Source organism: Agathobaculum sp. LCP25S3_E8, assembly GCF_052117165.1.
Lineage (GTDB): Bacteria > Bacillota > Clostridia > Oscillospirales > Butyricicoccaceae > Agathobaculum.
This window is the reverse complement of record NZ_JBQKJR010000073.1, coordinates 1-13606: the sequence shown is the minus strand read 5'-3', so window position 1 is coordinate 13606 and position 13606 is coordinate 1. Positions and strand designations below refer to the sequence as shown.

At 56.0% G+C, this 13606-nt stretch carries 17 protein-coding genes and 1 pseudogene; 9 read left to right on the top strand and 9 right to left on the bottom strand.

Going from position 1 to position 13606, the window contains the following annotated elements:
• The first annotated feature begins 116 nt into the window (after positions 1–116).
• The 3 genes from ACTQ34_RS16145 to ACTQ34_RS16135 are packed head-to-tail and all read left to right on the top strand — an operon-like array spanning position 117 to position 1219.
• Positions 117–428 carry a DUF2089 family protein gene (locus ACTQ34_RS16145; protein ID WP_441364688.1) on the top strand — a complete coding sequence of 104 codons (312 nt, stop codon included), beginning with the start codon at positions 117–119 and terminating at the stop codon, positions 426–428.
• Between the two features lie 14 nt (positions 429–442).
• Positions 443–874, top strand: coding sequence for a hypothetical protein (locus ACTQ34_RS16140; protein WP_441364687.1), 432 nt, complete (start codon positions 443–445; stop codon positions 872–874).
• A gap of 21 nt (positions 875–895) precedes the next feature.
• The gene (locus ACTQ34_RS16135; protein ID WP_441364686.1) at positions 896–1219 is read left to right on the top strand and encodes a hypothetical protein; all 324 of its coding nucleotides are present in this window, start codon (positions 896–898) and stop codon (positions 1217–1219) included.
• A gap of 48 nt (positions 1220–1267) precedes the next feature.
• On the opposite strand, the gene ACTQ34_RS16130 is transcribed toward ACTQ34_RS16135, so the two are convergent.
• The 8 genes from ACTQ34_RS16130 to ACTQ34_RS16095 form a co-directional block, all read right to left on the bottom strand.
• Complete coding sequence (locus ACTQ34_RS16130) at positions 1268–1789, bottom strand: HD domain-containing protein (RefSeq protein ID WP_441364685.1); 522 nt, start codon at positions 1787–1789, stop codon at positions 1268–1270.
• A 90-nt stretch (positions 1790–1879) separates the two neighbouring features.
• The gene (locus ACTQ34_RS16125) at positions 1880–3226 is read right to left on the bottom strand and encodes an MATE family efflux transporter (protein WP_441364684.1); all 1347 of its coding nucleotides are present in this window, start codon (positions 3224–3226) and stop codon (positions 1880–1882) included.
• An 83-nt stretch (positions 3227–3309) separates the two neighbouring features.
• On the bottom strand, positions 3310–3762 hold the full coding sequence (locus tag ACTQ34_RS16120) for a GNAT family N-acetyltransferase (protein ID WP_441364683.1): 453 nt from the start codon (positions 3760–3762) through the stop codon (positions 3310–3312).
• An 84-nt stretch (positions 3763–3846) separates the two neighbouring features.
• Complete coding sequence (locus ACTQ34_RS16115) at positions 3847–4389, bottom strand: nitroreductase family protein (RefSeq protein ID WP_441364682.1); 543 nt, start codon at positions 4387–4389, stop codon at positions 3847–3849.
• Positions 4390–4487: 98 nt separating this feature from the next.
• The gene (locus ACTQ34_RS16110) at positions 4488–4895 is read right to left on the bottom strand and encodes a secondary thiamine-phosphate synthase enzyme YjbQ (RefSeq protein WP_441364681.1); all 408 of its coding nucleotides are present in this window, start codon (positions 4893–4895) and stop codon (positions 4488–4490) included.
• Between the two features lie 2 nt (positions 4896–4897).
• Complete coding sequence (locus ACTQ34_RS16105) at positions 4898–5467, bottom strand: hydrolase (RefSeq protein WP_441364680.1); 570 nt, start codon at positions 5465–5467, stop codon at positions 4898–4900.
• The gene (locus ACTQ34_RS16100) at positions 5457–6794 is read right to left on the bottom strand and encodes a CCA tRNA nucleotidyltransferase (RefSeq protein ID WP_441364679.1); all 1338 of its coding nucleotides are present in this window, start codon (positions 6792–6794) and stop codon (positions 5457–5459) included. Before ACTQ34_RS16100 ends, ACTQ34_RS16105 begins: the two co-directional genes overlap by 11 nt.
• On the bottom strand, positions 6787–7002 hold the full coding sequence (locus tag ACTQ34_RS16095; protein WP_441364678.1) for a DUF896 domain-containing protein: 216 nt from the start codon (positions 7000–7002) through the stop codon (positions 6787–6789). Before ACTQ34_RS16095 ends, ACTQ34_RS16100 begins: the two co-directional genes overlap by 8 nt.
• Positions 7003–7150: 148 nt before the next feature.
• Here ACTQ34_RS16095 and ACTQ34_RS16090 point away from each other — a divergent pair, with 148 nt between their 5' ends.
• The 6 genes and pseudogenes from ACTQ34_RS16090 (at position 7151) to ACTQ34_RS16065 (ending at position 12859) form a co-directional block, all read left to right on the top strand.
• Complete coding sequence (locus ACTQ34_RS16090; protein WP_441364677.1) at positions 7151–8419, top strand: O-acetylhomoserine aminocarboxypropyltransferase/cysteine synthase family protein; 1269 nt, start codon at positions 7151–7153, stop codon at positions 8417–8419.
• A gap of 393 nt (positions 8420–8812) precedes the next feature.
• Positions 8813–9223, top strand: coding sequence for an RrF2 family transcriptional regulator (locus ACTQ34_RS16085; RefSeq protein ID WP_297283994.1), 411 nt, complete (start codon positions 8813–8815; stop codon positions 9221–9223).
• 34 nt (positions 9224–9257) lie between these two features.
• On the top strand, positions 9258–9803 hold the full coding sequence (locus tag ACTQ34_RS16080; RefSeq protein ID WP_441364676.1) for an NADH peroxidase: 546 nt from the start codon (positions 9258–9260) through the stop codon (positions 9801–9803).
• A 351-nt stretch (positions 9804–10154) separates the two neighbouring features.
• Positions 10155–10301 (top strand): annotated as a pseudogene (locus ACTQ34_RS16075) (Arm DNA-binding domain-containing protein); the annotation flags it as partial.
• On the top strand, positions 10284–10964 hold the full coding sequence (locus tag ACTQ34_RS16070) for a TraG/VirB4 family ATPase (RefSeq protein WP_441364689.1): 681 nt from the start codon (positions 10284–10286) through the stop codon (positions 10962–10964). The pseudogene ACTQ34_RS16075 and the gene ACTQ34_RS16070, both read left to right, overlap by 18 nt.
• Positions 10961–12859, top strand: coding sequence for a C40 family peptidase (locus ACTQ34_RS16065; protein WP_441364675.1), 1899 nt, complete (start codon positions 10961–10963; stop codon positions 12857–12859). The genes ACTQ34_RS16070 and ACTQ34_RS16065 overlap by 4 nt, the downstream gene beginning before the upstream one ends.
• Positions 12860–13068: 209 nt before the next feature.
• Here the strand turns inward: ACTQ34_RS16065 and ACTQ34_RS16060 are convergent.
• Positions 13069–13606: hypothetical protein (locus ACTQ34_RS16060; protein ID WP_441364674.1), on the bottom strand; the 538-nt coding region annotated here is incomplete at its 5' end.

Sequence of the window (13606 nt, the reverse complement as noted above, 5' to 3'; positions counted from 1 at the left end):
GTGAACCGTCTTGCGGTAGGAGGTGCGAACCAATCCACAGCATCCCTTACAGTGTAGCACAGACCTTGGAGAGGGTCCCTAAAAACTACTACTCTATAATACAAGGAGGTGGGTGCATGGCAATTGAGGTAATCCCTGGCTGGATGGCGCAGCTGGAGGAAGAGGACGTGGCGTTTATCAAGCGGTTTGTGCTTGCGTCCGGGTCACTCAAGCAGATGGCAGGCGAATACGGTGTGACTTATCCGACCGTGCGCCTGCGGCTTGACCGGCTGATTCAGAAGATTGAGCTGGGTGAGCGAGAGGACGAGGACCCGTATGTGGCGCTTGTAAAGAGGCTAGCGGTGAATGACAAGCTGGATTTTGATACCGCGAAGATTCTGATTCACGAATACAAAAAGCGCCGCGCAGACGGCGCGGCAAATGGATAGAGAGGAGCGGTTGTATGGCAAAACTCGATACGATGGCAATTGTGGTAACCGCAATCAACCTGTGTCTGTGGCTTGCGATTCTGGTGGGGTTTGTGGCGCTGCAGGTGTGGTTGTCGCGGCGTAAGGCGTGGTGGCCGGGGCTGGTCATGCCGGTGCTGTCGTTCTTAATGGCGTTGTTGATTGTGGTGGGTAACTTTGTGTTTTTGTCGCAGAGCAGCACGGTGAGTGGAACACGGGTGGTCGATGAGCAAACCGGTGCGGTTGTCTATCAGGTGCAGCAGGTGCAGCAGGCGCATGACTGGACGGTGGGCGATACCGCACAGCTGGGCGTGCTCCTGCTGGTTGGCAATATCCCCACGATCGTGCTGCTGGGCGTCTATTATGTCGGGCGGGAAAAGCTGCGACGGGAAAACCTGCTGAAAAAGATGAACATTCAAGACCTGTAAGCCAAGAATGGAGGCAAGATGATGTTTGTGCCGTTTCGTATTTTGATGATGGTATTGTTGCTGGCAGCGGTTATCGCCCTGCAAGTGTTTCTCTCGCGCCGCAGGGCATGGTGGCCGGGGCTGGTGATGCCGATGTGCACGCTGCTGGGCGTGCTGCTCGTGCTGCCGAATGTATTGTTCAACGCGCTGTCGCAGGCGGAAAACGAGGGACAGATGTTGCTGTCGGTGCTGGGTTCTGCGCGCTGCCTGCTGCCGACCGCTGTGCTGCTGGTCATCTATTTTCTGTGTCGCCGCAGCCAAAAACGCAAAAAGCAGCTGGATAAGATGAACATACAAGACCTATAAGCAAAAAAACCGCCGTTTCGGACAGACGCATCCAAACGGCGGTAATTTTTATGATTCGGGCAACGCTCTGCGGCGTGCGGGGGACAGATAGCCACCGACAGCGGCAGCCATTTCTCTGGAAGCGACAACTTTGTCGGCAAGCGTGACAATCCATGCAATGCGCGTGCGCGGCATGGCTGCAAGAGGGAACATGTGCCGTGCGATGGCATCGCACTCTTTGTCCGAAAGGCCGAACACACATCTGGCGCGCTCTGCCGCGATATGTCCATGCACAAAGGCGTGCATGCGCATGATGCGCTGTATCCCGGAATACCGGTGCAGATAACGGCGGAATAAATCACCGTGCCAGTCATAGCCGAAAAAGTCATGCAGCAACGCTGCACGGACAACAGAAGCGGTTTCGTCCTCGGACAGACGCATCCGACGGGCAATGGCATAGGCCGCCTCTGCTACGGCAACCGAGTGGTCGTATACCGAATTTTCGGCGCCGTGATGCTGGAACGAGCGCAGCTGCTGAAAGCGTGGATGCTCCAGAATATGCCCCACGAGCTGCTGAATCTCGCTGTCCAATGGACTCACTCCTTTCGTTATTTTCTGTCTCTATTATATGCCGCAGGCTGCACAAAAACAATGGGTAAATTGTTACATTATTGTGACATTTCACTTGAGGGGGTCGAGCAGCCGTCGGGTGACACGCCGATGCAGCACAATCGCGGCGGCAAGGCCGACCGCTTCGGCAAGCGGAAACGCAAACCAGACGGCGCTCAGGTTCAGTCGGGAAAGCAGCACCGCTGCGGGAAGGATGACAATAAACTGGCGCGTCAGCGCGACCCAGAGTGATTCATTGCCGCGTCCCAGTCCCTGCATGCAGCCCGACAGAATGACCGACGCGCCCGCAAAGCAAAAGGAGAGGGAAATGATGCGGATAGCGGGCACACCGATGGCGAGCATGGCATCCGATGCATCGAACAGGCGCAGCAGCGGCACGGGTATCAGCTCAAACAGCACCGTACCCGCTGCCATGATGCCGATGGCGAGATACAACGCATAGCGCGTGATGCGCTCGATGCGGCGGCGGTTTTTCGCGCCGAAGTTGTAGCCAACCATCGGAATAAGCGCGTTGTTCAAGCCGTAGACCGGCATGAACAGAAAGTTTTGCAGCTTGTAGTATACCCCGTAAAAGCTGACAGCGGTTTGGGAAAACGGCATTAGGATGCGGTTGAGGCCGACGGTCAGAATACTCAACAGCGACTGCTGTACCGCTGCGGGCAGGCCGATGCGCACGATTTCACCAAGGATGCCGCCGTCGGGTCGGAAGCCGCGCAGATGCAGGCGTACGTCGTGATTGAAGCGCACGTTGATGAAAAAGCCAATGCTCATCGCGATGATTTGGGACAGAACGGTTGCAAGCGCCGCGCCTGTCGTGCCGAGGGCGGGAAAGCCGAACAGGCCGAAAATCATAATCGGGTCGAGTATACAGTTGAGCACGGCGCCGATGAGCTGCGTGACCATATGGTAAACCGTGTTGCCGGTCGCCTGCATCAGCCGCTCGGCTACGAACAGCAGGAACACGCCGCAAGAGGCAACCGTGACCACGGTTACATAGCTGGTGCCCATGTCGATGACAGCGGGTACGTCGGTGAATAACGCGATAAAACCGCGTCCGAACAGCAGGCCGAGCACGGCAAACACCAGCCAGAAGCACACGGACAGGAATACGCCGTTAACAGCGACCGCATTGGCCTCCTCTTGCTTTTTCTGCCCCAGCCGCCGCGACAGCAGTGCATTGACGCCCACGCCCGTGCCAGTTGCCACTGCAATCATTAAAAGCTGCACCGGAAAGGCGAGCGAGACCGCGGTCAGCGCGTCCTCGCTGATACGCGCGACGAACGCACTGTCCACAATGTTATAGAGGGCCTGCACCAGCATGGACAGCATAATGGGGAAGGACATCGTGATAATCAGCCGACCTTCGGGCATGGTGCCCATCTTGTTTTCCGACGCCATCAAACCACCTCAATTCTGTTTCTATCATACCAGAAAACGCGCAAACAAAAAAGACCTGCCGAGGCAGGTCTTTTTCACTTGTGTTACAGTGCAACCGGGGTGTCCAGCACCATCTGCCGATAGGGAAGTTCCTCAAAGCCCAGCATGCGGTAGAGCGCCGCGGCGCGTGGATTGTCCTCGGTCACTTCCAGCCGGTAGCGGGCGGCAGTGTTGTATTTTTCATGCACTGCGGCAATCATTTTGCTGCCCACACCCTTGCCGCGCAGCGTTTCGTCCACCATCAGCTCCTCCAGCCAGACGCATAAACCGCCCGCCTCATTCGACCATGTCAGCGCCAGCAGGCAGTAGGCCACCGGACGGCCGTCCTCCTCCGCAATCAGGCAGTCGGCATACGGACTGCCGTGCAGCAGCAGCTCAAAGGTGCGTTCCGCGTTCTGCGCGGGGATTTCGTGGCAGACGGCAGGCGAGTGGTAAAACGCCTGCACGCTGCGGATAAAGTAATCGCGGTCGCCGGACTCAATTGACCGGATAAGCATAGTAAACCCTCCTGTTTCCGCAACAAAAGCGCCGTGCAGCGGTCTGAATCCATGGCGTGGGAAGGACACTTTCCGTTCAGCGAATCATACAAAGTGCAGCAGGGTTTCCACATCCTTGCGCTTGGGACAGACCGGCTGCTCTGCCGGATGGCCAATAGCAATCAGTGCGGCGACGGTCTGCTCCTCGGGCAGCGCCAGCACGCTGCGCACCTTGTTTTCGTCAAAAATACCCATGATGACCGTACCCAGCCCCAGTGCGTGAGCCGCCAGACAGAAGGTTTGCGCGGCAACGCCTGCGTCAAACGATTGCCAGTGTGTGCCCTGCGAGGTGGAGAACGAACCGTCCCGCTCATAACCCGAACGGCCCGTCAGCGCGGTCAGAACAACCAGCGCCGGGGCGTTCGATGTCGTTTTCTGGTTAAAGGCAAAATCCATCATGCATTCATCTGCCAGTTGCTGCTTTTTCTGGGAATCCGTGACTACGGTATAGCGTGCGATTTGTGTGTTCTTCCAGCTCGGCGCATATGCCGCCGCTGCGACGATTTGCTCTATCAGCGCTCGCTCAATCGGCTGTTCGGTGAATTTGCGGACGCTGCGGCGCGTTTTGATACATTCCAATGTTTCCATATGCGTTGACTCCTTTTGCTGTTTGAATGGTTTCATTGTAGCAAAAGTGCACCACATATGCAACTAAATATCATAAAAATATAACCAAAATAAAACAATTATTCCCTGCTGTCTTCCAGCACCTTGATGCAATACCGGCGGGTGCGCGGGCCGTCGAATTCGCAGAAGTAGACGCCCTGCCATGTGCCGAGCATCGGACGGCCGTCCTCAATCAGTACGGTCTGGCTGGCGCCCACGCAGCTTGCCTTGAGGTGCGCGGCCGAGTTGCCCTCGGCGTGGAGAAATTGCGGCCGGTCGGGGAATGCCGCGGCCCAGCCGAGCAGCAGGTCGTGCTGTACGTCGGGGTCAGCGTTTTCGTTGATGGTGATGCCGGCGGTCGTGTGCGGACAGTAGACAATTGCAAGGCCGCTCTGTACGCCGCTGTCCAGAATAACTTCCCGCAGGCTGGCGGTCACGTTATACATGCCCTCACAGTCGGTGCGAAGGGAAATTTCCTTGGCTTCCATGCTCACTCACTCCTGTTCTCGTGCAGATAGGTCGCTTCCAGGTCGGACAGATGCAGCTTGACCGCAAGAGGGTATTTCTCATACGCATGCGCCAGCGCAAAGCTGCCGCCGCGCACCGAATCGTCAAACCCGCCCATGTGCCAGCGTACCGCCATGGCCTCCTCGGTTTTTAGGCGCAGGAAACGCTCGATGAGGTAGACCGATTTTTCGCCGTGCCCGTAAGGGAACTGGTCGTCGACGGCATAGACCGGCACCTTTTCCCATTCGCCGTGGTCGTTTTTGCGGTTGCGCAGCTCGGTTTTGTAAAAGCCTGCTTTGCACAGGTCGTGCAGGAGCGAGACAAGTGTGAAACTCTCCAGATTGTCGGTTTCCGGATTGTAATGCTTGGAAATTAGCACATTATAGACGTTGAGTGAGTGGTCGAGCAGACCGCCCTCGTACGCTGCATGAAAGCGGGTGGATGCAGGCGCGGTGAAAAAGTCGGTTGTCTCCATCCATGCGAGCAGCTTATCTGCGCCCGGCCGGTGGATATTTTTTTGATAGGTTTCGATAAACAGTTCTTTATTGGTCATTTTGTTCCTCCATTTGGGCGCGGGCAAAGGCCAACAGTGCTTGCCGCGTGTTGTCCAACGTGCCGTCCACGACGGCGTCGAGCAGGCTGTGCAGCATTTGCCCGACCGCAGGGCCGTGCAGGCCGAGCGCGGTCATATCGTTTCCGTTGACTGCAAGCTGCCGCAGTGAAAGACAGGCGTCCTGCATGAGCACTTCATTTAACCGTCGTTCGGTTTCCCATAGCGCCGCCACATTTTCCGGGTGTGTCCCCTGTCCGACCGCATCGCCCTTTTTGATTGCCAGCAGGTCGCGGAAACGCTCTTCCCCGATTTGCACCAGACGGCGGCGCACCAGCTTGTCGTTGTCTCCCAGCGGGCGGTCGTGCTGTTCGACCAGCAGCAGAATGCGTGCTGTCTGCTCATTGGAAAAGCGCAGACGACGCATAAGCGATGCTGCGATGTCGCGGCTGACCCCCGGGTGGCCGTAAAAATGGCCGACACCGTTTTCATCCACGGTTTTACAGGCGGGCTTGCCGCAGTCGTGCAGCAGCATTGCCCAACGCAAACAGGGTTCGGCGGGCGTCTGCCCGACCGCGCGGGCACTGTGCTCCCAGACATTATATAGATGGTAAGGGTTTTGCTGCGCGCAGTCCACCATCGGGGCAAGCTCGGGCAGCACTGTCGTTAAAATGTCGGAAAAGTCCCGCAGCGCGCGTATCGCAAACCGACCGCACAGCATGCCGGTCAGCTCTTCGCGAATGCGTTCGGCTGCAATCAGGGCCAACCGCCCTACCTGTCGCCGCATGGCGGCAGCGGTTTGCGTTTCGACCGCAAAGCCCAGCTGCGACGCAAAGCGCACGCCGCGCAAAATGCGCAGCGCATCCTCCTGAAAGCGGGCATCCGGGTCGCCCACCGCGCGCAGTATGCCGTCCTGCAAATCATCCAGCCCGCGAAACGGGTCGCACAAGCCGCGTTGTGGATGCCACGCCATCGCGCCGACGGTGAAATCCCGCCGCGCAAGGTCAGCGGTCACATCGGGCACAAAGCGCACCCCGTCCGGGTGCCGCCCGTCCGAATAGCCGCCGTCCGCACGGAAAGAGGTGATTTCCAGCGGGCCGCTGTCGGTCAGTATGGTCAGCGTGCCGTGCTTGAGGCCGGTTTCGAGCACCCGTTCGCCCGCGAACACCGTCTGCATCTGGGCAGGCTTAGCCGCTGTGCACAAATCCCAGTCATGCGGCTCCGCGCCGCGCAGACTGTCGCGCACACAGCCGCCGACCGCCCAGGTTTCATATCCCGCGTCCTCCAGCTGCGCAATGGCGCGTGCTGCGTGTGCGGGCAGATCAATCACGGTTTTCCTCTTTCTGATGCAGCTTATAGGATGTGCCGTCCGGGTTGATTACCACGGTGTTGTCCAGCTGGGATTTCAGGCTCTGGCGAAAGCCTGCAACATATTCCGCGCGCAGCGCCTGCTGCTCGGCTTTTTCCTCTTCGGTCAGTCCCTCGTTCTTGGCTTTTTTGGCAAGCGCATTGATGCGCGCAATTTTTTCATCGGTCATAGCCGTATTCCTCCGTTAGATTTGGATATGTCCTTATTATAGCAAACAGCGCGCGCAAAGTCGAGCGAAGGATGTGCATGCTTGACCGACTTTTCCCAGCGTGATACAATACTCTTGTGTCAAAAATCCCTGCAAAGGAGTTTTATAGATGAAAATTGAAACCAAATGCCTGCATGAGGGCTACAAGCCTGAAAACGGCGGTCCGGGCGTGATGCCCATCGTCCAGTCCACCACCTATCGCTTCGATTCGACCGCACACATTGCGGGCCTGTTCGATATGCCGACCGAGTTTATGTACTCGCGCTTTGCCAACCCGACTTGCGACGCGGTTGAAAAGAAAATCGCCGCGCTGGAAGGCGGCGCAGCTGCGATGCTGACTTCGTCCGGTCAGGCGGCCAGCCTGCTGTCCATTCTCAACCTGTGCTCAGCGGGTGACAGCTTTATCGCAGCGTCCACCATCTACGGCGGTACGATTAACCTGTTCGGCGTAACGCTCAAAAAGTTCGGTATCGAGTGCATCTGGGCGGATGCGGAAGCCTCTGAGGAGGAAATTCAGAAACTGTTCAAGGAGAACACTAAGGCGGTGTTCGGTGAAACGCTGGCAAACCCGGCGCTGACTGTGTTCGACATTGAAAAGTGGGCGAACATCGCGCACAAAAACGGTGTGCCGCTGATTGTAGACAATACGTTTGCCACCCCGATTCTGTGCCGCCCGATTGAGTGGGGCGCGGATATCGTTATCCATTCGACCACCAAGTACATGGACGGCCATGCCGTACAGGGCGGCGGTGTGATTGTGGACAGCGGCAAGTTTGACTGGGCGGCTTCGGGCAAGTTCCCGGATTTCACCGAGCCGGATGAAAGCTATCATGGCGTCGTTTATACCCGCGACTTCGGCAATATCGCTTACATCATCAAGGCGCGTATGCAGCTCATGCGCGACTTCGGCTGCTATCCGGCGGCACACTCGGCATTCCTGCTCAATCTTGGGCTGGAAACTCTGCCTGTGCGCATGAAGCAGTATTGTGAGAACGCGCTGACGGTGGCAAAGCATCTGGAAAAGTCGGATAAGATTCTCTCTGTTCGCTATCCCGCGCTGCCGGGCAACGAGCATTACGAGCGCGCGCAGAAGTACCTGCCGCTTGGCACTTCGGGTGTCATGAGCATCGATATCAAGGGTGGCCGCACGCCTGCAATGAAGTTCATGGACAGCGTAAAGCTGGCCTGCAACGAGGTGCATGTCGCGGATATCCGCACCTGTGTGCTGCATCCGGCATCGGAAACCCATCGCCAGCTGACCGATGAGCAGTTGGTTGCCGCGGGCATCGAACCGGGTCTGGTGCGGTTGTCGGTCGGCCTCGAGAACGTCGAGGATATCATTGCCGATATTGATCAGGCGCTGGCGCAGCTGGACTGAGCGTAAGCTCTGCGTGGTTTTCTCTATAGCAATCGTGTAAAAGCGGGCCGCATGCTGCGGCCTGCTTTTTTCGTGTGTGTATGGGCGATGTAAAAATAGGGAAAGCGGAGGGAAGAATCGCAGATGACTTCCTCGGATGGAAAAAATTTTAACGATACCTGTATGCGTGAAAGCAGTCGGAGGCCGGAAAATTCATAGACATTTACTCGAATATATGATATACTGACGCTATCGGGCAACATTTTGTTCGATATGCAAAAGTATGAAAGAATTGGATTTATTGATAACTAATATCAAATAAAAAAATCTATTAAATTTCATAAAATACTATTGACAATTCTGCGGAACGATACTATACTGAAGATGTTCCGATTAGAGAAAGGAAGGAACGACTTGAGAATCACACATGAAGCGGATTATGCAATCCGCGTGACCTATTGCCTGGCGCTGGCAGGGGGCAAACAGTGTGCAAAAGATGTGGCAGAGTCGGCGGGCGTAACGCTGCGCTTTGCACTTAAGATTTTGCGCAAGCTGACCCAGTCCGGTATCACCAAGTCCTACAAGGGCGTGGCAGGCGGGTACGAACTCAATCGGCTGCCTTCTGAAATCTCTCTTGGTGAGATCATTGAATGCATTGACGGGCCGATTGCAATCAATCACTGTCTGGCCAATGAATTTCAGTGTACTCGTGTAGGCAACCGGAAGGAATGCGATTTTCATCGCGTGTTCTCCGAGATCAACCGGTCTCTGCGGGAGCAGCTTTGTTCCATCACGATGGATCGTTTTCTTCCGTCCCCAAAATAAAATCATTTAAAAAGGATATTAGGAGGAAAAAATCATGAAGAAGTTTGTTTGTTCCGTATGCGGTTATGTTTACGAAGGCGAAGCAGCTCCGGCTGAGTGCCCGGTTTGCCACGCTCCGGCTGAGAAGTTCAAGGAGCAGTCCGGTGAGAAGACCTGGGCGGCTGAGCACGTTGTCGGCGTAGCACAGGGCGCTCCGGAAGACATCATGAAGGATCTGCGTGCAAACTTCGAGGGCGAGTGCACCGAGGTTGGCATGTATCTGGCAATGGCTCGCGTTGCACATCGCGAGGGCTATCCGGAAATCGGCCTGTACTGGGAGAAGGCTGCTTACGAGGAAGCAGAGCATGCTTCTAAGTTTGCGGAACTGCTGGGCGAAGTTGTAACCGACTCCACCAAGAAGAACCTCGAGATGCGTGTCGAGGCTGAGAACGGTGCTACCGCTGGCAAGTTCGACCTGGCAAAGCGCGCTAAGGCTCTGAACCTGGACGCAATCCATGATACTGTACATGAGATGGCTCGCGACGAGGCTCGTCACGGCAAGGCTTTCGAGGGCCTGCTGAAGCGTTACTTCAACAAGTAAGAAAGTCTGTATATCCGTGCTGGAGCCAGTCTCGGTAATGGCGAAAAGCCAATGATTTCAGCGGTTTTCGGCACAAAAGATACGCAGTAACAGAAATGCGGTTCACAGTAAAGTGTGAGCCGCATTTTTGCGTCTATATGCTGGCCCAGCAAAATCCGTGGGCACTTTGTGGGCACTTTTGCCCTCTCCCCCTCGTTTTTCAAAAAGTGCCCACAAAAATGCCGAAAAACCCAGACGCCATGCGGGTTTGATGGCACTTCACCTAACTAAAATCTGTGGGCACTTTTTTGCCGTCATTCTTTTCGGCTGATATACTCTCATTAGAAAATCATTCTATGGGAGGACTCTGACATGAAAGGCAGCATACGAAAACGAAAGAACAATGCTTGGTCATACCGTATTGATTTGGGCTTTGTAGACGGCAAGCGCAGACAGGTCGAAAAAGGCGGCTTTAAGAGCGAACGCGAAGCCACCAAAGCCATGCAGGATGTACTGTATCATCTGAACAACACCGGTGACTATGTGGAGAACAAGAAAATCTCGTTTCACACCGTCTACGAGGAGTTCATCGAGCGTGAGGGCAAGGCCACCAGAGCCTATGCGACCTTGAAGAAATATGATTCCCTCTACCAAACCAATGTAGATATGAGCAGCCGCATCATGCTGTTCGACATCTTCGATTTAGGCAGTCAGCTCAAGACCGTGGGAATGCTTGTCATGCTGGACGCGATTTTGAACCGCGTCATTGAGAACCACCGGCGCGGACGGCGCACATGGATCTACATCGACGAAATTTACCTGTTCTTCGCCAACGAGTACAGCACCGGCTTTCTGGAGGAGAGCTGGAAGCGTTTTCGTAAGAAAAATGCCGCCGCGACCGGCATCACGCAGAATGTCACTGACTGCCTGCGCTCTCCCACAGCGAAAAATATGCTGGCGAACTCGGAGTTTCTGCTGATGCTGTCACAGGCTCCCACCGATCAGGAGGAGCTGGTGCGGATGCTCCGCATTTCGGAAGAACAGCTCGGCTACATCAATAATGCTGAGTCGGGACATGGGCTAATCAAGGTTGGCGGCGCACTGGTGCCGTTCATCAACCAGTTCCCGCGGGGTACTGCGTTGTACCGTCTGATGACGACAAAGCCGGGAGAGTCGCTGTGAAAGAGATAAGAACACGCCCCAAAGGCCGGGACATCCAGACCCGGCAGACCACAGCGTTTCTCCCCAAGCAGGCGGCGAAGGTGCTGCGAGAGAACGCAGCCCGTCGTCAGCTCACGGCCAAAAACACAGAGCAGCAGGAAGAAGCGCAGTCTGTGTTCTCGGAACCGGCAAGCCGGTTTGAGACTACCGCACAAAGAGCGGCAGAGATCAGCGCACGGACAGCGTTCCGCTCCGGCAAGGCGCTGGCGCAGAAGCAGTTTGACCGCGCCGTTATTTCCACCAAGCCGAAAGAGAGGGTGGAAAATGCGGCTCCTCTGCGTCAGAGCGATCCGCCGCAAGTCACGCGCGTCAAGCGGAGATTTCGGCAGGAGCAGGCGGAAAAGCAGACCGAACGCCGCCGGGAAACGGTGGTGCAGGAAGCAAAACAGGAGGCCTTTCGGGTGCAGGACGATTTTGCGTTGCAGGAGCATCGCTTTACGGATACGCCCTCCTCTGTCCCTGTCGATACGCCGAGTGTGCATACGCACCGGCGCAGGGAAACCGCATCGACACCGCCCCAAAAAGCAGAAAAGCCGCCCCGTGAACTGATGTTCACAGGGCGGCAAACGCAGTCCATGCGTCAGCAGGCGGCGGCGAAAGCGCAGGCACAGGTCGCAGCGAAAACAAAAGAGAAAATGCAGCAGCAGTTCGTGCAGGAAACCGCACAAAGGACCGCACAGACGGCAAAACGCACCGCAAAAGGCTTTGTATGGCTTAAAAATGCAGTCATTCGTGCCGGACAAGCAGTGGCACGGGCGGCGGTGGGACTTCTGGGCGGTGCCGGCGCGCTCATTGCGCTGATTTTGGTCATCGGCGGTGCGGCGGCGGTCATCGGGACACCCTTCGGTGTGTTCTGGTCGGGCAATGACAGCGATGCCCAGTCTGTGCCGCAGGCGGTGGCGCGCATCAACAGCGAGTTCGCCGCCGAAATCAGCCGGATACAGGTCGAGAACCCGACCGATAGCGTAGTAATTCACCGGGAGCCGGACGGCGGCAGTGACCTTACCATCCACAACTGGACGGACATCATCGCGGTATTTGCGGTGAAAACTGCCGGTGCGGATGCCGATGCTGCAGATGTTGTGACCATCGATGAGGAGCGCATCGACCTCATCCGGCAGGTGTTCTGGGATATGAACGCGGTGAGCTGGTATGTGCAGACCATCGAGCATGAGGACAACACCGAAACCATCCTCCATATCACGATCACAAGCAAAAAAGCGACCGAAATGCCCGACATCTATCATTTCAGCAAGAGCCAGCGCGAAGCACTGACCGAGGTGCTGAAGCCAGAGTACGCGCAGATGCTTGCTGAACTGGTCGGCACCTATGGCGGTGAGGTCAGCTTAGACGAAGCGCAGATTCGTGCCATGCTTGCTGCTATGCCGAAAGATGTTTCAGCACAGCGGAAAGCGGTGGTGGAGAAAGCCTACTCCCTGCTCGGCAAGGTGAACTATTTCTGGGGTGGCAAAAGCAGCGCCATCGGCTGGGACTCCCGCTGGGGAACACCCACCCGCGTGACCGCGCCGGGAAGCCGCAGCACGGGGACAGTCCGTCCTTACGGGTTGGACTGCTCCGGTTTTGTGGACTGGGTATTCCACAATTCGCTGAACTATGTCATCGGTCATGGCGGCGGTGCGGCCAGTCAGCACGGCTACTGCAAACCGATCTCATGGAGCGAAGCCCTGCCGGGTGATCTGGTGTTCTATCCGGGCGACTCCCATGTGGGCATTTTCGTTGGCAAAGACGAGAGCGGCAGCCCGCTCATCATCCACTGCGCCAGTTCACAGAACAATGTGGTGCTGACCGGTTTGCAGGGGTTTACGAGTATCGGCAGACCGGATTGCTTTTCGTAAACGGCTATGAAAGGATTCGAATCAGACCGACTTTTTATGTTACTTATCGTCATCTGCACCGATGTGGGCTTAATATCCGAAGTGACAAGAATTGTTCATCTGTCCCACTGCTCGTGTGTATTTGATTCATGGTTATTCTTCTATGTCATTTACGGTGTTAGATTTGAAAAAACTGTTTGCGTTCGATCACAGGAGAATCACTTGACCGCTTATTTCGCAGGATCTATCGTGACATAGACAGTCAGCTTATTCTGCCCCACATCGATCCAATCCATGGGCTGGGTACAATCATAATCGTAGTACAGCTGATAGCCCTCCATGGCGTCAAATTCCACCTCCGTGGACTTATCCACCTGGAAAGCCTGTTCCTCAGAATTCTCTTTTCCGGGATTGATGATCACGTTCAGATAGCAGGCGTCGTCCGGGAACAGAATATTCATAGCCGCCTGCTCCTCCATGAGCCGGGGTTCATCGTAGAGAATATTGCTGCGGGTCACGGAGACTACGCTGCCGTCCTCTGCACTATGCTCCGTCACCTCCATGCCGGTGATGAGGCCGGTCGCATCGTCGATAAAGTAAATGACCTCGCTGTTGACCCCTGTCAGGCCATTCTGCCTGGCGGCGGTCAGGGTGGTGGTTCGCCTACTCCGTGCTGTCAGCCTTGTCCGCCACGGTCTCATAGTCACACGGTTGACGTGCCAGCCAGCGGCCAGACACCATGGCTTCATACTCAGAAGCCGGACACAG